21 protein-coding genes are annotated in these 19,591 nt (G+C 55.6%); 13 read left to right on the forward strand and 8 right to left on the reverse strand.

Annotated elements, in window-relative coordinates; genetic code table 11:
- Nucleotides 1-80 precede the first annotated feature (80 nt).
- From RTX30_RS05165 to yajD, 4 genes are all read left to right on the forward strand, one after another.
- Nucleotides 81-830, forward strand: a complete 750-nt coding sequence (locus RTX30_RS05165; protein ID WP_312687510.1) for a hypothetical protein — start codon at nucleotides 81-83, stop codon at nucleotides 828-830.
- A 79-nt stretch (nucleotides 831-909) separates the two neighbouring features.
- Complete coding sequence (locus tag RTX30_RS05170; RefSeq protein ID WP_312687512.1) at nucleotides 910-1,440, forward strand: DUF6882 domain-containing protein; 531 nt, start codon at nucleotides 910-912, stop codon at nucleotides 1,438-1,440.
- A gap of 193 nt (nucleotides 1,441-1,633) precedes the next feature.
- The gene (locus RTX30_RS05175; RefSeq protein ID WP_312687514.1) at nucleotides 1,634-2,119 is read left to right on the forward strand and encodes an anti-virulence regulator CigR family protein; all 486 of its coding nucleotides are present in this window, start codon (nucleotides 1,634-1,636) and stop codon (nucleotides 2,117-2,119) included.
- A 143-nt stretch (nucleotides 2,120-2,262) separates the two neighbouring features.
- The gene (gene yajD, locus RTX30_RS05180; protein ID WP_312687516.1) at nucleotides 2,263-2,610 is read left to right on the forward strand and encodes an HNH nuclease YajD; all 348 of its coding nucleotides are present in this window, start codon (nucleotides 2,263-2,265) and stop codon (nucleotides 2,608-2,610) included.
- On the opposite strand, the gene RTX30_RS05185 is transcribed toward yajD, so the two are convergent.
- From RTX30_RS05185 to RTX30_RS05195, 3 genes are read right to left on the reverse strand one after another with little or no spacing between them, the layout of a single operon-like run.
- On the reverse strand, nucleotides 2,594-3,493 hold the full coding sequence (locus tag RTX30_RS05185) for a biotin/lipoyl-binding protein (protein ID WP_312687518.1): 900 nt from the start codon (nucleotides 3,491-3,493) through the stop codon (nucleotides 2,594-2,596). The genes yajD and RTX30_RS05185 overlap by 17 nt on opposite strands.
- Nucleotides 3,490-3,705, reverse strand: coding sequence for a DUF1656 domain-containing protein (locus tag RTX30_RS05190; RefSeq protein ID WP_312687520.1), 216 nt, complete (start codon nucleotides 3,703-3,705; stop codon nucleotides 3,490-3,492). The genes RTX30_RS05185 and RTX30_RS05190 overlap by 4 nt, the downstream gene beginning before the upstream one ends.
- Nucleotides 3,698-5,614, reverse strand: a complete 1,917-nt coding sequence (locus tag RTX30_RS05195; protein WP_409429803.1) for an FUSC family protein — start codon at nucleotides 5,612-5,614, stop codon at nucleotides 3,698-3,700. Before RTX30_RS05195 ends, RTX30_RS05190 begins: the two co-directional genes overlap by 8 nt.
- A gap of 220 nt (nucleotides 5,615-5,834) precedes the next feature.
- On the opposite strand from RTX30_RS05195, the gene RTX30_RS05200 reads away from it, so the two are divergent.
- From RTX30_RS05200 to RTX30_RS05220, 5 genes are all read left to right on the forward strand, one after another.
- Nucleotides 5,835-6,629, forward strand: a complete 795-nt coding sequence (locus RTX30_RS05200) for a helix-turn-helix transcriptional regulator (RefSeq protein WP_312687524.1) — start codon at nucleotides 5,835-5,837, stop codon at nucleotides 6,627-6,629.
- A gap of 136 nt (nucleotides 6,630-6,765) precedes the next feature.
- The gene (locus RTX30_RS05205; RefSeq protein WP_312687525.1) at nucleotides 6,766-7,215 is read left to right on the forward strand and encodes an NUDIX domain-containing protein; all 450 of its coding nucleotides are present in this window, start codon (nucleotides 6,766-6,768) and stop codon (nucleotides 7,213-7,215) included.
- 111 nt (nucleotides 7,216-7,326) lie between these two features.
- Nucleotides 7,327-7,608, forward strand: a complete 282-nt coding sequence (locus RTX30_RS05210) for a hypothetical protein (RefSeq protein WP_312687527.1) — start codon at nucleotides 7,327-7,329, stop codon at nucleotides 7,606-7,608.
- A 24-nt stretch (nucleotides 7,609-7,632) separates the two neighbouring features.
- The gene (locus RTX30_RS05215; RefSeq protein WP_409429801.1) at nucleotides 7,633-8,118 is read left to right on the forward strand and encodes an RES family NAD+ phosphorylase; all 486 of its coding nucleotides are present in this window, start codon (nucleotides 7,633-7,635) and stop codon (nucleotides 8,116-8,118) included.
- Nucleotides 8,119-8,368: 250 nt separating this feature from the next.
- A complete protein-coding gene (locus tag RTX30_RS05220; protein ID WP_312687529.1) occupies nucleotides 8,369-9,592 on the forward strand; it encodes an MFS transporter in 1,224 nt (407 codons plus the stop codon).
- 102 nt (nucleotides 9,593-9,694) lie between these two features.
- Here the strand turns inward: RTX30_RS05220 and RTX30_RS05225 are convergent, their stop codons facing one another.
- The 3 genes from RTX30_RS05225 to RTX30_RS05235 all read right to left on the reverse strand — a co-directional run bounded on the left by RTX30_RS05225 (nucleotide 9,695) and on the right by RTX30_RS05235 (nucleotide 11,571).
- The gene (locus tag RTX30_RS05225; protein WP_312687531.1) at nucleotides 9,695-10,087 is read right to left on the reverse strand and encodes a putative quinol monooxygenase; all 393 of its coding nucleotides are present in this window, start codon (nucleotides 10,085-10,087) and stop codon (nucleotides 9,695-9,697) included.
- Between the two features lie 55 nt (nucleotides 10,088-10,142).
- Nucleotides 10,143-10,547: a nuclear transport factor 2 family protein gene (locus tag RTX30_RS05230; RefSeq protein ID WP_312687533.1), complete on the reverse strand. Its 405-nt coding sequence runs from the start codon at nucleotides 10,545-10,547 to the stop codon at nucleotides 10,143-10,145.
- A 139-nt stretch (nucleotides 10,548-10,686) separates the two neighbouring features.
- Nucleotides 10,687-11,571, reverse strand: a complete 885-nt coding sequence (locus RTX30_RS05235) for a LysR family transcriptional regulator (RefSeq protein WP_312687535.1) — start codon at nucleotides 11,569-11,571, stop codon at nucleotides 10,687-10,689.
- Between the two features lie 132 nt (nucleotides 11,572-11,703).
- Between RTX30_RS05235 and RTX30_RS05240 the strand changes: the two genes are divergently transcribed.
- Both RTX30_RS05240 and RTX30_RS05245 read left to right on the forward strand, forming a co-directional pair.
- Nucleotides 11,704-12,258 (forward strand): VOC family protein, encoded by a 555-nt coding sequence (locus RTX30_RS05240; RefSeq protein ID WP_312687536.1) that lies wholly within the window; start codon nucleotides 11,704-11,706, stop codon nucleotides 12,256-12,258.
- A 25-nt stretch (nucleotides 12,259-12,283) separates the two neighbouring features.
- On the forward strand, nucleotides 12,284-12,739 hold the full coding sequence (locus RTX30_RS05245) for a nuclear transport factor 2 family protein (protein WP_312687537.1): 456 nt from the start codon (nucleotides 12,284-12,286) through the stop codon (nucleotides 12,737-12,739).
- 92 nt (nucleotides 12,740-12,831) lie between these two features.
- Here the strand turns inward: RTX30_RS05245 and RTX30_RS05250 are convergent, their stop codons facing one another.
- On the reverse strand, nucleotides 12,832-15,894 hold the full coding sequence (locus tag RTX30_RS05250; RefSeq protein ID WP_312687538.1) for an efflux RND transporter permease subunit: 3,063 nt from the start codon (nucleotides 15,892-15,894) through the stop codon (nucleotides 12,832-12,834).
- Nucleotides 15,891-17,000 (reverse strand): efflux RND transporter periplasmic adaptor subunit, encoded by a 1,110-nt coding sequence (locus tag RTX30_RS05255; protein WP_312687539.1) that lies wholly within the window; start codon nucleotides 16,998-17,000, stop codon nucleotides 15,891-15,893. Before RTX30_RS05255 ends, RTX30_RS05250 begins: the two co-directional genes overlap by 4 nt.
- Before the next feature lie 227 nt (nucleotides 17,001-17,227).
- Here RTX30_RS05255 and RTX30_RS05260 point away from each other — a divergent pair, with 227 nt between their 5' ends.
- Entirely contained in the window at nucleotides 17,228-18,646 is a 1,419-nt protein-coding gene (locus RTX30_RS05260; protein ID WP_312687541.1) for an efflux transporter outer membrane subunit, read from the forward strand.
- Nucleotides 18,647-18,673: 27 nt separating this feature from the next.
- Nucleotides 18,674-19,561, forward strand: coding sequence for a GNAT family N-acetyltransferase (locus RTX30_RS05265; protein ID WP_312687543.1), 888 nt, complete (start codon nucleotides 18,674-18,676; stop codon nucleotides 19,559-19,561).
- Nucleotides 19,562-19,591 lie beyond the last annotated feature (30 nt).

Below are 19,591 nucleotides of genomic sequence, written 5' to 3' on the forward strand. Positions count from 1 at the left end.
TAGGTGCTCACACCGGGCCGTTCGCGTCAGAATGTCGCAGGATATCTTCCCTCTAACCACCGCCACAAGGAAATGCAGCGATGATCAACCCGCCCGGTAGTCGCCCCTCACTTCACCCTTCGACGGTGGAGAGCGGTCGCACGCCAGCGCAGCCCGTTTCATCTGCTGCCGCGGAGAATGCAAGCGTAAACGTTAACAGCCAGGTAAAAAACGCCGTGGTGTTGTCTTCACTCGCACAGCAATTAAGTGACAGTGCAAGCCGGGCGGATACCGGGTATGCCGGTCTTAACAGGAAGGCACTCGCCGCGAAGGCTGCCGCACGTTTACAGGAGATAAGCGGCCCTGCATGGGATGCCAGCCGCGCGCGTCATGACGCAGACGTGCCAGATTCAACCGATCCCGAGCGGCTAGCCAGGGCCGAAGCGGCCACTCAGTTTGTTCATCAAAATGGCAAAAACCCCTTTGCTGGCCTGTCGCGCGACAAGCTGGCATTAATCACCTACGACGACAGCGGGCTCTACACAATCAATGAACGGCGGGCAGCATTGAAAGAGACGGCCGATCAGGAGTATGCGTGGCGAAAAGAGGTCGTGGCCAAAGCCATGGCTGAGTACAGCCGTAGCGGCAAATTAACGGATTTTTTTAGCGAGGTCCTGGAGCATTATCAGTCGCTACCGGCTATCGAGCAGGCGCAATATCCGGACGACTACGCAGCAAAACTTCAGCAGTGGATTGATCTCGACTACAACTATTTTACCGATACCGTAGAGGGTAAAGGGCAGCCGGGCGATATTCTCACACTGCAACAAAGCCTCGACATCCTGAAATAAGCGCCGCGATCTGGCCGTTGATTTTACCCATGCATAACGTAGCAAGCGTTATGCCCACAATGAGAACAGGAGCGAGCCAGTGGCCAGTTTCTTAAAAAAACTGTTTGGCAGTAAAGAGAAAAACGCCGGCAACGAGCCGGAAGTGCTTTCAGAGCCGGAACTGACCCTCGCCCGCGCCAATAACGAGCTGCAGTTGCGCACTCAGGCCGCCGTGGAGATGTGGGGGATTGATACCGCCTCATGGGCCGTGGATCTGGACGAAGGCACCATCACCTTTACCAGTGAAGAAAAACAGCGGGTGGCCACCGCCCCGGTGCAGGTCATTGGTACCTACAATACCGATGATGGCACATGGCTGTGGGGCTGGGATCATCCCTCTGTGAGCGAACCGCTGGCCGCTTTTGCCCGTCGCGTACGCGACTTTGGCGAGCAGTACGGAAAGGCGGAACTCACCACCCGTACTCTTTCGGCGTCGATGGAAGAGGTCTGGGCGTTTACAGCCCTGGCCTGCCACCTGAACGGTGGCGAAGGCGCTTACAGCGGTGCATCCGGATCAACCCGTGTGCAAATGGTTTATGGCCCGGTGACGCTAAGCCCGTTGCAAGATTAACCCCCTGCCGGCCCTGCTGATCTTCACTATGTTACAGGGCCCGTTGCTCCCGGCGCCAGGTCCATGCTGGCGGTGATGAGGCATCAAAAGAGGTCGTACAACCCGCGCTGCAAAATCAGAAATCGTGACATTGTTACGCGCTTCGCCTTGTCCTATCTTCGACGTGTGTACTTCACCTCAAGGGTTCAACATCATGCTTACACGTCGCACTTTTAAAACTGCACTTGCGGCGGTTATCTCTCTCGTTATGGTTGCTTCACCTGTCTATGCCAACCCCGGTAACGGCAATGGCGGCGGCAACCATGGAAACAGTGGCAACCACGGAAACAGCGGGAACAATGGCCAGGGGAATGGCAAGTCGAATAGCGACCATGGCAACCGCAAAAACGCCGGTAAACCCGATAATGTTAACGCTGATATCACCTTCGCGCGCGCCCGCTCCCTTGCTGTTAATTATGGCCTTGTCGGCTATCAGGCCCTGCCGCCAGGGATCGCGAAAAATGTCGCCCGCGGGAAACCGTTGCCTCCAGGTATTGCCAAAAAAACACTTCCTGCCTCTATGCTTAACGCTTTGCCCTATTATCCGGGCTATGAATGGCGGGCGGTTGGCGATGATTTAGTGCTTATTGCGTTAAGCACTGCCATTGTGACTGCCGTCATCAACGGCGTGTTTGATTAACCTCTCCCCTTTTTGGAGCCCCGCCACAGCGGGGCTTTTTTGTGTCCGCGCAGCGTCATCATCGTCTGGCGACGAGCATTCGGCAGGCCTGCCGTTATGAGATATAGTAGCCGCTTATCTTTTGCAAACAGGTGGCACCCGCCATGGCTCTGATCCCAAAAAACTACGCGCAGCTGGAAAGCGGCTACCGCGAAAAAGCGTTAAAAATTTACCCCTGGGTGTGTGGACGCTGTTCCCGCGAGTTTGTCTATTCCAACCTGCGTGAACTCACGGTTCACCATATCGATCACGATCATACCAATAACCCGGCAGATGGCAGCAACTGGGAACTGTTATGTCTCTTTTGCCATGATCATGAACATGAGAAGTACACAGAGGCCGACCAGTACGGCACACGGGTAGTGGCGGGCGAGGACGCCCAAAACGACGTTGCAGCCGCCACCTGGAACCCGTTTGCCGATTTACAATCGTTGCTCAATAAGAAGAAGTAGTCTCGCCCGCACGGTGTCTCTGGGGCGTCACAGAGACACTGGCGGATAACCCGGCCACTAACTCTACCCCTTCAGGCAAAGTATCAATGTGAATGCGCACCGGAATACGCTGTGCAAGCCGCACCCAGTTGAAGGTGGGTTCCACATTGGGCAACCCCAGCCCGCCTGTCTCGTCATTATTGTCACCGATCCCATGCCCAATGCTTTCCACATGGCCGCTGAGGGTAGGCTCAACCCCCATCAGGGCGATTTTGGCGCTATCCCCCACACGAATATGGTGCAGTTTTGTCTCTTCAAAATAGCCAACGACCCAAAAACTGTGCGCGTCGATAATCGCCACGTTCGTCTCCCCGGCCGTGGCATAGTCGCCGGCACATAACCGGAGATGCGTGACATAACCCGAAACAGGCGCCCGCACCACAGCGTGAGCTAAATTGAGCCGGGCCAGCTCCAGCGCAGCCTGCGCCCCCTGATAATTCGCGGCGGCCACGCTTGCGGCACTGCCTGTTTGCTGGAGGTCTTCGCCAGAAATCATGCCTTTAATCTGTGCGCGTCGCCGGGCTGCATCCTGGCGCATCACCCTCTCATGGTGCTTTGCCTCAACGTCAGCCTGCGCACTGGCGACGGCCAGCTGCAGCCAGTGCGGATCAATGGAATAGAGCACATCGCCACGTTCCACCCACTGATTATCGCTCACAGCCACCTGATTCACGGGACCGGAAACGTCTGGTGCAATCCGTACCACGTCCGCACGCACCCGGCCATCACGCGTCCAGGGGGTTTGGGCATAATGTTTCCAGAGAAGGTACGCCAGAAACGCTGCCATCATCACGGCACTTAACGTCAGTGCATAGCGGCCCAACAGAGAAAAAAACGATTTCATGCGAATAACCCCAGCGCATTCAGCCCCTGCAACAGCAAGGAAAAGGTGACGATATACAAAGAGAGCCCCATCAGCGGGCGACAAGGCAAGCGGCGGCAGAACCTGCTAAAAGCGAAAAATGGCACCCATCCCAGTGTGCAGAGCAGCGCCGCCAGCGCGATGAGCAGCAGGCCGGGTACATAGACACCGCCAAGATTGATGTCATTAATCACTCATCTGCTCCTTCTCCCGCTCCCACAAGGCGCAGTGCAGATCCACCAGTCGGTCAGTCAGCACACGCGTTGCCTCATCCGCCGCAGGCGAGTAAATACCAATCAATACAACGATACGCTGGCGTAAAGCCGGGAGGTCTGTCCGCCGGCTTAGCCGGGCCAGCACCTCATTGATGTCGCGAGCCACATCACTGCCAGCCGGGGCAGTGATGCGGCGTAAATGCAGAACAGCGAGGCCAAGACTCAGGTAATGCAGTATCTCGTTAAGCACCTGCCCGGAGGCGCGATCGCTTCGCTGCAAGCGCGGCAGCAACAAGGCTGTGCGGTCAATCATCAGATTGGTCCAGTGCACGTCATCATGCTTAAAAGTGCCTTTTATGCTGTGCCGAATGTCGCGCCGGCACAGGGCCAGCAAACGGTTGATGGCGGCGTCGGCCTGCACGGTTTGCAGCAGGCTCATTCCAACCACCGCAAAACCGGTAGCAGCAAATAAGGCGATCGCGGTGTTCACCGCCGCCGCAAAGTCACCGCTGTAGTGAGCGCCTAACTCACATAACACCGGTAATGTCAGGGTGATGCCCATCGCCATAAAAGTGGTAGGTGGCCGCGCCTGCAGCGATCCGGCCAGCAGATAAGCCGGGGCGAGCACGGCCACCAGCACCGGAAATTCAGCCACCTGCGGCAGCAGGGCAAAGCTGTAGAGCAGGCTTATCACCACGCCCCAGAAAGAACCGATAATGTATTTCACAATGTGTGGCGCAGGCGTGTCGAAACTGCCAAACAGCGTGCAACAAACCCCAAGAATAGAGACCGCCGTCCCCCCATCAGGCCAGGCCGGGAAAATCCACACCAGGCAACCGCTGAAGATAATCACCGCCGCGCCCAGCGCAGTGCGCGCGGCCGTCAGGGGATCGCGATGAAACACATAGCCTTTTATCCCCTGCTCTTGCGCCTCCATCGGCAGCGGTTTCGCATGGTGGATAGCCGCGGCAAAACGCTCGCTTTGTTGCAGCAGTGCAACGGCCTCCGTCAGATGACGGGCGATGCTCAATTGCACGGCCTGCTCACGATTGCGCACATGGGCAGCGCGCTGCTGCATTACCTGCTCACCGTATTGCTGTAGCGCACACCCCCTGGTTTTGCGCTCCACGTCTTCCTCACAGGTCAGCCAGGCCTGCACATCGTTCAGCAGTCTCTGCAGGTCGGCTGGCAGCGCGTTAATCATCTGTAAGCGATCGCGTAATTCGCCGCTCACTATCAACAACCGTGCCAGTCGATCGTGAATGGCTTTTCTCGCCTGTCGTACAGGTGCCGAGAGAGTGAAGTCATAAGGAATATGGTGGCTGATGCCCTGCAGGAACTGCAGTGACTGAGCCAGCCGCATAGTGACGTGTAGCTCATGCACATTGCCGCTTAGGGTGTCGGCAAGGCGCTGCCGTGCAGAGCGCAGCGTCTCTGCTAAGGTGCTGTTGAACAGACCGGAAAGCCGTTTCGGCAACACATAGCGATGGATCACGGCGGCGCAGAAAAGACCAATGGTGATCTCCTGTACCCGGGTGATGGCGGTGTCAAACATCGCCCCCGGATCGGTAACCGCAGGAAAGCCAATCAAACTGGCGGTGTAACCCGCCAGCACAAAAGCGTAAGCGCGCGGCGTGCGCTCAAGTAGCGATAAAAAAAGGCAGAACGTGATCCAGCCAGTAAGCACCGCGCTGCATAGAATCGGCATATTCACGAAGGCAGGCACAATCAACACGGTCGCCCCGGCCCCGATGACCGTTCCAGCCAGACGATAGAGACTCCGACTCAGCGACGCACCCACCGAGGTTTGCGACACAATATAAACAGTAATGATTGCCCAGGAGGGCCTTTGCAGGCCGACTGACAACGCGATGTAATAGGCCAGCATCGCGGCGGCAAAGCTTTTGGCAGAGTACAGCAGCGCATTGGCATCATTCAGTACGGCAGGGGCAGCAAGCGCCCGCAGCACCCGGCGACACACCTCGCCGGTAGCCCGCCAGGCGGGCGAGTAAAAGCAGTCTGTTTTGTTCATGCCGGGATTATTACCGGCTTGCAGATGCGATTAAATACTCTATTCTGTCAAAAAATACCTAAATGTGGCCAATCACGTGAACCCTCAATTCGCTACAACCTTGTTTGACCCCGATAGCACCGCGTGCCCGGCTGTCGCACGTCATCTGGATTTTATGGAATATGCCGCAGAAGTGCCGGTGCATACCCACCGCAAAGGGCAACTGATTATTGCGCTGTACGGCGCGGTGATCTGTCGCGCGGAAAACGATATCTGGATAGTGCCGCCCGATTGTGCTGTCTGGATCCCTGGCGGCATTCCGCACAGCGCCACTGCAACCTGGAATGCGCATCTCAATTATTTGTTTATTGAACCGGGGGCCGCCGCGTTGCCGGAAAAATGTTGCACGCTGGCGATTTCCCCCCTGATTACTGCCCTGGTGGACCGGTTAACCCGCGAAGGGGTGGATCAGCCGCCGGATAGCCATGTCACCAGGCTGACCCGTGTGACGCTGGATGAACTGGTGACAATGCCGCAGCAAAAACTGAGCCTGCCGGTTTCCGCCAACCCTAAAATCCGTGCCATGGCCGATACGCTGGTCAGCCACCCGGAGGATCGCAGCACCTTTAAAACGTGGGCAAAACGGCTGGCGCTCAGCGAACGTTCCCTTGCGCGTTTAATGCTGCGCGAAACCGGGCTGACTTTCGGGCGCTGGCGTCAGCAACTGCATTTGATCATTGCACTGCAAGAGCTGGCCAGCGGCGTATCCGTGCAAAATGTGGCAGCGAAACTGGGTTATGAGTCGGTCAATGCCTTCATTACTATGTTCAGGAAAACCATGGGCAGCACACCTGCGCACTACTTTGCCGAACGCAAAGCCGGTGCGCGCTAACGGTGGGCATGCCCCTTACTCAGGCTGCGCGAAAAAACGACCTTTACGACGATCCTGTTCCAGAATTGGTAGATACCCAGCGACGAACAATCACTGTATATAGAGTCAGTATTATCCGCGTTCAGGGAACCGCAGCATGAGTCGGGACAGATATCACCTTTCTATTGCCGTCTTCGTCTTACTTCTTGAAGGAGACGAGATTTTGATGCTACAACGCGCCAATACGGGCTGGATGGATGGCTGCTATAGCTTACCCGCAGGAGGACTTGAACAGGGGGAAACGCTATCTTGTGCCGCAGCCAGAGAATTAAAGGAAGAGACCGGTGTTGAGGCCTCGCCTGCCTCAATGCATCTTGCTCACACCCTGCATGTGTGGACTGAAAACCGTTCCTGGATGGGTCACTTTTTTATCTGCCGTCAGTGGCGGGGGCTGCCTTTCCTGGCGGAACCCGACAAACACGCAGACGTCCGTTGGATGAATATCACCATGTTGCCTGACAAGACCATCCCGTATGTGCGCCAGGCGATAAACGCCATTCATGACGGGCAAACCTATTCAGAATTTGGCTGGGATGAAAGGGTTTGAAACGGGTTAGCAGCAGGAAGTACAGCGTCTGCCCTTATAATAAGCAGCCGCTTAACACTGAGCAACACGAGACAAAACATTGCCAACATTAAGGGTAAACAGGAAAGAAATATGACCAATCTTGCGCGCACTGCGGCTAACAATACCACGGGCGTTTTTGCCCTTCAGAACTATAAAGATCAGGGATACCGCATCCATTGCAGCCGGGAGCAGGTGAAAAAATTAACGGGCGTTGAAGTTAAACCGGAACACCGCCGCTTTTTCACACACGCGCGTGGCGAGGTGTATCTTTCCCAACCTTACCCCACGGTTGAAGAAGGCAAAGAAGCCGCAATCAAGTTCTTCTCGCTGATAACGGGCGTTCAGGTCTACTGGAACCCTAACGAAAAATAACGCTATTGCAGAGGTAGCGGCGAAATGATTGAACGCCTCCCTATTCATACAGACATCAATGGGATTTTTTATCGGGCAATCGATCCCCTCTACCGGGAATTTGCGTTGTCGGGCTCCAGCGCGCCTGGACGCTATTCGAACAGCCATCAGCCTACGCTCTATCTCAGTTCCTCTCCCGAAGGGGTAGAAGCCGCAATGCAAACGCATAAAGGCAACCGGAGCGCCCGCCTGGAAATTGTAAAAGTCAGAGTTATCGCGCATAAGATTCTGGATTTGAGAAACAGTGAGGCACGACGGGCCGCTGGCATTGACCTTAACGATGCGATTTCTCCCTGGCAGGAAGCGGTGAAGGAGGGAGGTATTCCACGCTCATGGCATGTCCGTGAGCGCCTGGAATCTTTAGGAATAAACGGGTTAATCGATCCCTCCCGCAAAGCGCCCGGCCTCTGGCATCTGGTGCTTTTCTCCTGGAATGGCAGCGGCCTGGCTCAGGTGTCTCTTATTGAATAAATGATTCCCCCAAAAGCGGTTACGCCAACAAGGGGGTAAAGATGGTGTTAACTGAACCGGATATGACGTCGGTATTGCCGCGGTGATCACCTCATAAGTGCTATCGACTGCTTATGTGGTACAGTACCGCGTCTGCTTTCATGCGAGTCCATTTCCCAATGTAAAGATGCTCTCTTTTTAACAGTTTTGCCCTTCCGCACTGCCAGTGGGCTTTGCGGGCTTCTGTTATTTATGATGAGAATCTTTATACATGAATACCTTACTGCTTGCGCTCATTCGCGCACTGCGTCGCCATGGCTGGCTGCGCTTCCTGGGTTTTGCCTACATTTTGTCATCACTCGGTAATGGGCTTACTCAGGTCATTGTGTTTTCAACACTTTTACACTGGCAGGCTTCCCCTGCGACACTTACCCTCGTTTATCTGTTGTCGATGGTGCCCAGTTTTATCGGCAGCTTGTGGGGCGAGACGCTTTGCAAGCACGTTTCACCGCTGCGGATCCTTATTCTGACGGAGCTACTCGGGCTGCTTGCCCTGGCTTTCCCATTATGGGGGGTGTTGTGGCATAACATTCCGGCGCTGCTGGCTGTTCAGAGTCTGGAGGCCCTGCTCAGCGGCATGAGTTATCCGGCGCTGACACTGCTGTTTAAACGTGGCTTACATCATGACGAGTTACCCGCAGCCACCGCGATGGAAACCCTCATTTTTGCCGCCCACGTACTCCTGGGAACCGGCCTGGGCGTATTACTGTTCGACGTGATGTCGCCTCTCCATCTTCTTGCCATAGACGCCCTGAGCTTTGCCGCGTCTGCTGTTTTATTGCTGGCCTCGGCGTCTGTATTTCAGGTACTGACGTGCCATCCTGAAGAGAAAGCAACGGTTATGCAGAAACGCTTCTGGCCAACGCTATCTCCCTTGCAAAAACGAAGCGTGATGCTGTTACCTGCGCTTGCCGCAGTGGGTTCTCCGGCTATGGCACTTTTACCGGCGCTGGCACAGGAAGTCAGGCCTGAAGATCCCGCCAGCCTGGCACTCCCGTTGCTTTTCGCTCGTAGCCTTGGGCAACTCTGTGGCCCGCTAATGCTTGATGCCCGTAAAATGCAGCGCTATGGCGCGAATAACCGACTGTGGCTGGTATGCCTGGGCGGGTTTATTGGCGGGTATTTTCTGTTACCGCTCTCCGCCGGATCCCTCTGGGCCGGGCTGGTGATAATTTTCAGTGCCCACGTGGCGTCGAATATGGTGTTTGCGTTGGGAACCTTCGGCGTGCTTAAACACTTCCCCGAAGACCAGGTGGCGAGAGCCAGTGCAATGACATGGCGTTCACAAGTCATGACCGCCGCGTTCTTTACCGGCATCACCAGTGTGATCGCAAACAACCTGAGTGCATTTACGGCGCTTTACAGCATGTCACTCCTCAGTCTGGGTGGCGTTGGCGTTTTGCTCTGGGTCTATAGCGCAAGCACAACAGACTAAAATCCGCCCGGCCTGTTTCTGGCCGGGCATATCAATACTTAAGAAAGGACTGTGGTGAAGCGTGCTGCCCTGGGCGGCACGCTTTGCATCACTGACCACTCATTAATCAGTTACTTTGCCGCGCGGATCCTCAATGTGCTGTTTCGCGACCTCATAGCGAACCCCTTCACGATGCAGGATGCGTACATGTTTAACTACCGTCGCCAGCGCCGTTAAAAACGTCTCTGCGTTTTCATGCCGTTCATACGCCTCGATGTCGGTCCAGCCCTCAGACAAGTGAAAAGCGTCCGGGTTAAGCAGATCCTGAGAAAAGGCATAAAACACGCAGCCTGGCATTTGTTGTGCGGCCTGCATGTCCGGTTTTACGGCATCGATAAAAGTCTGGCGATCCTCCGGATGTACGCGGTACCAGGCGCTCACCACAATTTGGGTGGCCTGCGTTTTATCATGGTCGCCCATAGAAGACGGACGTGCAGCCGTTGTATTTCGTTTCATTTTTCTCACCTTAGTGTCGATAAATTCAGAGCGTAAAGGATTAAACCGACGGCCATCAGGCGGACTGCCCGCCGCCGAAGGCGCGCCATGCTGCCAGCGTATCCAGCGACTCACGCAGCAGCGTGATTTTCCCCCCTTCGGCCACCAGCCGTCCGGCATAGGTCTGTTTATAAATACGGTCGGTCCCGGCGATTGCCGCCTCTACGCTGTATTCACCGAAAGCCTGGGTCGGGGTATCGATAAAAAACTGGATATGTCGGAAACGAAAATCCGGAACCTTTGCCAGTAACCCGGTGATGAAGGCCTCGATTTGGGCAGGCCCCTGTGCGCGATGCGGCAGACCCAGCGTTTGCAGGTAAGGCAGCTCTAGCACGCCTTCATCGGCAAAAAGGGCGGCGGCGATGCCGGGATGCTGAATGCTGTCCAGGTAGTTTTGCAGTAACTGCACGGCGGTTTTCATGGTGAGTACGCTCCTGTTATTGAGGTGCCGGGCCGGTATCGGCGGCGTTAAGCCACAATAAAGAGACTCAGGAGCGTGTGAAATAGCAAAGAATGAAACTCATCCTTTCAAAAATGAAAGGATGGCCGCCACGGGGAGATCAGCCGGGCCAGCGCCAGACGGGCTGGCTGAGATGCCGGGCAAAGAAGTCGGACAATACTTTGACTTTTAACGGACGACTGCGCGATGTGGGCGTAACAAAATAGAGCCCACCCTGGGTCATGGACCACGGTTCCAGCAGCTGCACAAGTTGCCCGTTTTGCAAATACTCTGCTGCAATAAACTCCGGCAGCTCGGCTATACCCAGTCCTGCCAGCAGCGGCGGCAGCAACGCATCGGAATTGGTCACTCTGAGCGGGCCGTTGGGCACGATATCCTCCTGCGCGCCGGACGGATGGGTAAAACGCCAGACCTGGCTGCGTGCCCGGTAGGCATAACTGAAACAGGGCCGGGAAGATAACTCGCGAGGATGCTGTGGCGCGCCGTGTGCTGCAAGGTACGCAGGGGCGGCCACCAAATATTGCGTTACCGCGCACAGCTTGCGCGCCACCAGCGAGGAGTCCGGCAACGCGGCAATACGCAGCGCGGCATCATAGCCTTCTGCAATCAAATCAGCGGACGCATCAGACAGATGCAGATCCACGCTCAGCTCAGGGAACGCGCGGATCAGTTCTGGCAACAGAGGTGCCACCCAGCGCAAGCCAAACGACATTGGCACCGCCAGCCTTACCAGGCCGCGCGGCTGCACCGACAGTTCATGCGCTTCGCTCTCCACCTCTTCCGCCTGGCGATACATCTCCGAGGCTTTTGCGGCCATGCTCTGACCAAACTCCGTGAGGGCAAGCTGGCGGGAGGTGCGGTTAAACAACCTGCCGCCCAGGCGCTCTTCAAGCCTTGCAACAGCACGCGAGACGGTCGGCACGGAGACGCCCATCACTCTTGCCGCTGCGGCAAAAGAGCCCTCTTCGGCCACTTTGGCGAACATCGCGAGTCCTTCGAAATCAGGGAACCTGGTCATTTCAAATCTGCAATGATGAATTTCGAATCATTCTATTTTGAAAACATCCTGCCGTCGATATGCTTTTCCCATCGCAACCCTGACAACAGGAACAACCCCATGAAAACGAACCGTATCACTTCAACGCTCTTTGCATCTTCGCTGCTGTTAGCCGCAGCCAGCATGGCTGCACCGGCTTTCAGCGCCCCGTCCGCGCCGCTGGTCGCCGTGGCGGGTGTCGATCATACCGGCATCAATGTGCCGGATCTGGACAAGGCGATCGTTTTTTTCCAGACCACCTTCGGCGCGACGCTGGAGACAGACGCGACACCTGGCCCCCTCCCGGCAACGTGGAAATCTGCCTTCAACTGGCGCCGCTCCAGCAAGCTAACGCGTTTTGTCATGTTGCGTCTGCCAGACGGGACCGGGGTGGAACTCTTTCAGTACCGGGGCGAGCACATTAACCATCACCGCCCACACCAGGATGACGACGCGGCCACCCATATCGCGCTGAGAACGCATGATGTCTTATCCAGCTATGAGGCGATCAAGAAAGCGGGACTGAAAACGCTTAACGAACCAGTGACTAATGCCGATGGTACTCAGTGGTTTTACTTCCTGACACCCTGGGGCTCGCAGATTGAACTGGTGGGCAACGCCCGCCCGAGACAGTGACGGCCTGCACTCACCGGAGAAAGCAATGAAAACGTTAATCCCCAAAAGGATACTGCTGGCTGCACTGCTGGCAGGCACATCTGTCACCTTCGCAAAGAGCACGACCATGAACATTGAGACAACCCAGGCAGCCCCTGCAGAACTGCAACAGCTCATCGACAACCATTTTGCGCTCTGGAATAACACCGATGCAGCAGCGCGAGCGAAAGGTTTTGCCGCTGTCTACACGGCCGATTTTTTCGTGGCCGACGAAAACGGCCTGTCAGCGGGATCGGCGCGTGTCAATGCCGCCATCCGTCAGGTTCAGGCACAACATCCGGGGTTTATCTTTACCCCAGCGGCGGCAGAGTGGAATCACGGCATTGCCCGTGTAACCTGGGGTTACGGCCCGCAGGAGAACCCTTATCGGGTGCGCGGAGAGGATATCTTTACGCTTAAAGACGGTAAGCTGTCGAGTGCACGCGTGTTCCCTGGTCGTTGAGGCAACAGGCTGGCGGGGACTTCCCCGCCAACGCGCGACCCGAGGTAAAAAAGCGCTGAGCGCGTTAACGCTCTTACCCGCCAGGCAAAGCCCTATTGCTCAGCGGAGTGTCGCGATTCCCAGGCCAGTAAATAACTCAGCAATGCCGGCAGCAGTGTCAGGGTAAAAAACGTGGCTGCCACCAGCCCGCCGATAATGGCAAATGCCATCGGTCCCCAGAAAACCTGCCGGGCAATGGGGATCATGCCGAAGATCGCCGCACAGGCGGTCAGCATAATAGGCCGGGCTCTGTGTTTCGCCGCATTCACAATCGCATCCTGGCTGGCGAGGCCCGACCTGAGGTTCTCGTCGGCCTCGCTAATCAGGATTATCGCATTACGGATGATCATGCCACTCAACGCAATAACGCCAAGCAGCGCGACAAACCCCAGTGGCGTGCCGGTTGGCAGTAACGCGGCAACCACCCCGATAAAGCCAAATGGCGCCATCAGCGTGGCGAGGATCACCCGTGAATAACTCTGCAGTTGCACCATCATGACGCCGAGCATCACGATCACGGTTACCGGCAGCACGGACATCAAAGAATCGTTGCCTTTGTCAGACTCTTCAGATGCCCCGCTCACCGCCACTTTGTACCCGGCCGGCAGCGTTTGCCTGAAGCGATCGATGACCGGAACCAGCGCGGCTCCCACCCGGTTGACATTCTGCCCGGCGATGACATCGCCCTGAATCGTTACCGAAGCTTCCCGGTTACGGCGCTGGATCTCCGGGGTGGTTAAGCCCCATGACAAAGAAGCCACCTGTGATAAGGGAACTTTCGCGCCCGTCGCGGTTGTAATCAGCGTCCCTTCCAGACCGGAAAGGTTGTGTCTGTCTTCATCGCTGCCCTGCAAAATAACCTCTGTACGGTGCGTGTTCTCCCGCAATTCAGTCACCGGCAGACCGGTATAAAACATGTTCAGCGTTTTCGCGATGCGCTCAGCGTCAAGGCCCGCGAGGCTGGCGGCGGCCTGGTTGATTGTGACCTTCACGGTACGCTGCGGATCGCCCGCCGTCATATTCAGTCCCGTGACGCGCGTATCTTTTGCCAGCAGGCCAGACAGTTGGTGTGCATAAATGCGGGTCTGATTGAAATCCGGCCCGGTAACACGGTATTTCAATGGCCAGCCAACCGGCGGGCCCAGTTCAAGCGGCGCAATACGCGTCACAATATCGCTGAACTGCTGTTGCAGAACGGTGGTCAGTTCAGCCTGCAGCGTTTCCCGCGCGGCCAGATCTTTCGCGACCACCACCAGTTGAGCGGTATTTTCTGCGTCCGACAAAATATCCATCGGCAGATAGAAACGCACCGCGCCGGTGCCAATGTACGAGGAGTAGCGGCGAACGTTCTGATTGTTACTGAGAAGGCTCTCCAGCCGCCGGGTCTCTTTTTCGGTCAGCGCTTGCGTGGCGTTTTGCGGTAACGTCAGGCTGACAAGCAGTTCCGGGCGGTCTGAGGCGGGGAAAAACTCACTTTTCAACCACTGACTGCTCCAGGCGGCGATCACGAACAGCAGCACGGATGAGGCAATAACGGCGATGCGGTGACGTAGGGTAAATGCCAGCAAGCGGTGATACATCCCCGCCACGCGACCGGGTCGGGCATCATCATGCCGGGCGACCTTCGCACCATTGAGTAGCCAGACTCCGCTAAGGGGGGAGAACAGCACCGCCACAATCCAGGAACTGAGTAAGGAAATAAAGATCACCGCAAATAACGAATAGCAGTACTCCCCCGCCATCGATTTGGCGAACCCGACGGGAATAAACCCGGCAATCATCACCAGCGTGCCTGTGAGCATTGGAAAGGCGGTTTTGACAAAGGCGCTGGAAGCCGCTTTGCGCAACGGCTCCCCTTTCTCAAGGTGTGAAACCATCGACTCAATGGTGATCATGGCGTCATCCACCAGCAGACCCAGCGCGATGATCAACGCACCCAACGAAATCCGCTGTAGCCCTACCCCGGCCAGATCCATCCCCACGAAAGTCAGCGCCAGCACGATAGGAATAGCCACAGCGACAACCAGCCCTGCCCGCAACCCCAGCGAAACAAACGACACGGCCATCACAATGATGATGGCTTCCAGCAGGACATGTAAAAAGCCGTCGACGGCCTCGTCAACAATCGCAGGTTGCGTGGCGACTTTGGTTATCGTGATGCCATGCGGCAGCGTGGCGGTGATCTGCGCCAGCTTGTTATCCAGTGCTTTGCCAAACTGCAACATATTGCCGCCCGGCGACATCGCGATGCCGATGCCCAGTGCAGGCTGGCCATTAACATGGAACACCGGCTGCGGCGTTTGCGCGTTTTTTCGCGTAACGGTAACGATTTCCGGCAGCGAAATGGCGCGCCCGCCGGCATGCAACGTGATCTGTTTCAGCGCATCCTCATTCAGCTTCGTGCCGCTGATTTGAAAACGGATACGGTCATCCGCGGTGCGTAAATCTCCTGATGGCGTGACGGCATTATTGTTTTTCAGCGCCGTCAAAATGTCGTCCGGGGAGATCCCCATGCTCGCAAGCTGGCGTGCAGAGAAGCTCAGGATCACCTGCTGGGGCTGCACACCGATCTGTACTGTGCGGCCGATATCCTTCACCGTGCGGAGATCGCGCTGGATGTTATCGGCGAAAGTGCGTAACTCCTCGCTGGAAAACCCCTCACCGGTGATGCCATAAATCGTGCCGTAAGTGGCATCGTACTCATCGTTCACCGCCGGTTCGCTGGTACCTTCTGGCAGGCTGGGGGCGATATCGCGCATTTTTTTGCGCAACGATTCCCAGGATGGCTTCACCTCAGAAGGCGGCGTGACATCCAGCAGGTTCACGGTGATTTCGCTATGGCCGTTACGGCTCAGGCTGTCTACGCTGTCAAACCAGCGTAGCTCCTGCACCGCTTTTTCGATCGGATCGGCCACCAAATCGACCATCTCCTTCGGGGTGGCTCCCGGCCAGTCAACGCTGATCACGGCGGTTTTAATGGTAAAGGCCGGATCCTCGTCACGCGGAAGTGCGGTGAAAGAGAGGCAACCTGCGGCCATAATGATCAGCAGAAAAAAACTGACCAGTTGCTGATGGGCTAAAGCCCATGCGGAAAGGTTATATTTCTCAAGATTCATTTTGCGGCCTCAGCACCGGTACTCACCTTTTCCCCGTTCTGTAATGTATTGACGCCAGCCGTGACCACTTTCTCGCCGGTTTTCAGGCCCGCCGAGACGTAGGCTTTATCCGCAGAAAAACGGGCGATGCTGACCGGGCGGATATCGAGTGCGCCGGTGGTCGGGTTGACAACAAATACCGCCGGTTGATCGCCCGCACGCGTCAGTGCAGAGGCAGGTAAAGGCATCACCTGCTCTTTTGCAACCGCAAGCTCAACAGAGACTGCTGTGCCAAACACCGGATCAACACCCTCTGTCACCAGCGAGGCGCGAACCAGACTGGTGCGGGTGGTGCTGTCGAGTTGCGGAGTGATGTACCTGATGTGTCCGGGCAGGCGGCGACCTGCGTAAAGCACAGTAAGCCCGTCGCCGGGGTGAAGCGCTGCTGCCAGTTCAGAGGACACGCTGAATTGCACTTCCGCCTGTGCAGAAGCGATCTTGAGCACATCCTGACCAGCGGAGATGTTTTGCCCAACCATCGCGGGATAAGCCGTCACCCTGCCATCGAACGGCGCCTGCAGTTTGCTGAAATCGGATCCATTCAGGGCGTTATTTTTTTGCGCCTGCGCACGGACTTTGCGCGCGGTCAGTGTGGCAAGAGAGGATACCGCCTCTTCAAGTTGAGCGCGTGAAACGGTGCCAATAGCAAACAGCTTTTTACTTCTTTCCAGGGCCTGGCGCCCCTTCTCCTCGGCCACCACGGCATCCTGATATTCCGCCAGTGCCGCAGCGGTGTCTTCGGCGCTCTGCGTTGCCGTCAGTTGCGCTACCGTCTGGTTTTTCGTCACGCTGGCCCCAACATCGACCGGCTTGCTGCCCAGTTTACCGTTGAGACGAAATTGCAGTGTGACCTCTTCGGCAGGCTCAATTGTTCCTGTCCAGGTCATGGACGGCGCGGGCTGCGCCTGGCTAACGATCCAGGTCTTCACGGGCCGCAGAGACACGGTTTTTACCTGGCTATCATCGCACGCCGCCAGCAGCAGCGAAAAAGCAAAGGCGCAAATCACTTTACCTGAAGGCGAGGTGATCCGTTCCTGAAGCGTTGTTTTTTTCTGATATCGCATCATATCAATCCCGGGTTATTCCAGGTCAGTATCTCAACGCAGGAAGAACAAGGAATAGATGAGGGATTATCAAGATATGGTCAACGCTAATAAAAAATCCCCCTTTACCACAATATTGCGTCAACCTTGAATGGCCCTTGACCGTTTATTGATAAAGCTCTGGATAATCTGCCGTGCAGGCGGAAAAAGCCGTCTTTCATTCATATTCACGAGGCTTCGGAGACGGAATAATGGCGTCAGCGACCACCCCACTTTCATTATTAACTGCCGCACTGTTTTCAGCATTATTAACAGGCTGCCATCTTGCGCCGAATTATCATCGCCCGGACGCGCATATCCCCCTGCGCTGGAATCAGCAGATCATTGCGGATAATACAGTAGCTGTCGCTTCTCACACCGCCCCTCCTTTTTTTAGCGATGCCCGATTACAACAATTGATCGCGCTGACCATCGCCGGTAATAAAGACATGCAGGTTTCAGCGCTGAATTTAAAAAAAGTCGCGGCGCAATATGGCGTAGAACGGTTATCACCGCTACCGAATATCACTCTTACTCTCGAGAAAACCGCGGCCCATGAACCGGCTGGCATCTTCGACACCGTCGATACGGGAGCGGTAACGTGGCGACAATATGATGCAAAACTGGTGTCAGCCTCGTGGGAAATCGATTTTTGGGGGCGTCTGCAAAGCCTGAAAGAGGCCGCGCTAAACGAGTATCTCGCTGCCGGAGCCGCCTCAAGGGCGCTGCGCATTAATTTAATCGAACAAACCGTCAGTGCCTGGTTTACTTATCTCTCCACCCAGCAAGCCGTGGGTATTTATGAGCGCCTGGTTAACAATACACTGACGCTGAAAGAAATGGCGCAGCAGGCCTGCGCGGCAGGCGCGTTAAGCCAGAATGAAGTCATGAATGCCAGCAAAGCGGCCGACCGCGCGCAAGCGCAACTGATGCAGCTTAAGTTACAGGCCCAGCAAAATTACAATGCCTTGCAACTTCTTGTCGGCCAGCCGTTGCCTGCCTCGTTGTTCACTGGCGCGACCCTCGATCAGGCCTGGCATTTCCCGGTGCTGGCAAGCGGCTTGCCCTCCGAAGTGCTGCTCAAACGCCCGGACATCGTGGCGGCAGAGTACCAATTGCAGGCTGCAAACGCGCGTATTGGCGCGGCGCGGGCAGCTTTTTTCCCGACCATCTCAATTACCGCGGCGGGCGGCTCCTCCTCGGCAGATCTCGGTAAGCTGTTAACAGGCGGCACCGCGGCCTGGAGTTTTGTGCCCTCCATAACATTGCCCATCTTTGATGGGGGAAAAAATGCAGCCAACCTGACGAACGCCGATCTGAATAAGCAAATTGAAATAGTGAATTACCAGAAAGCCATTCAACAGGCATTCAGGGATGTCTCCGATGCCCTTGCAGGCCAGACGGCCATGAAAGCCCAGTTGGATGATAGTGAGGCGATATACCGCGCGGCACTAAAACAGTACCAAATGAGCACCATGTCGCAGGCTGCCGGTCAGCTCAGTAAAGAGAGCCTGATAGAGCAAAACAACGACCTCCTCGAAGCACAAAAACAACAGCTTGAATCGCGTCTGCACTATCTGATTCAGACGGTAAAACTGTATGCCGTGCTGGGTGGCGATAATACGATTTAACGCTTTTTTAATTCAGGTTACGGAATAATGAATATAAAACATAAACTCATGGGGTGGTCCCCCTGTGATTTTGAACGTTATGCCGCTGCGTATTATCAATTTGGTGGCAGCGTAAATATGCACCCGGATCTGGTGCAATTCTTTTTAAAAAAAGGGCGTATGAAGTTCACATTCTGGCACTATTGCCAGCGGGGCGAAACCACTGCTGCGTATTTCACTGCTGATGGGAAACACGTCGGATTGAATGTCTGGCGCGACTATCCGATATCCTATGATGAGGTGATGATGCCAGTGGCTGCGGAACAAAAAGTCTGGTTTCCAGAGCGAACGAATCGCCTGTCGGCGGCAAATCGTCGCAATATTATTAATGCGGCATTTATTTACCGTAACAAACGCCAGATATGCCGCATAAAGGAGCACTTTTCCGTCAAAACCACACGCAAAAGAAACAGTGAATTAAAAAAATTTCTTGCGGCCGGCGGCACCTGTTATCCGCTCGCTGAATTGTCCTCCGCCGAGATTGCCCGGCTTTATGTATACCTTTTCAAACGCCGTTTTGCTGATACGGTAAGATGCTATGACCGAATGAAAATAACAGAATTGCTGTCTGCTGTGCGGCATATGATTTTTGGCAATGTCTTGTTTTTTGACGGCATGCCCTGTGCCATTGACCTGGTTCTGGCGGCTCCGAGCCAGCGTATGATTTATTTTGATGTACCCAATGGCGGGCTGGATCCGCAATTTGCGCAGCACAGCCCCGGCAGTCTGTTGATGTGGGCGAACATCACCGATGCCCGCAAATTATGCCACGCACAAAATAAACACATGGCCTTTGCTATCGGACTGTACGACAAGAACTGGGAATATAAACTGCGGTGGTCAGAACCGACGCGCACCGGCAAAATAATCTGCTAACCGCTTCGTACAGCGGTTATTTTCGACGTG

Origin of the sequence: Kosakonia sp., assembly GCF_032052965.1 — a bacterium.
GTDB lineage: Bacteria > Pseudomonadota > Gammaproteobacteria > Enterobacterales > Enterobacteriaceae > Kosakonia.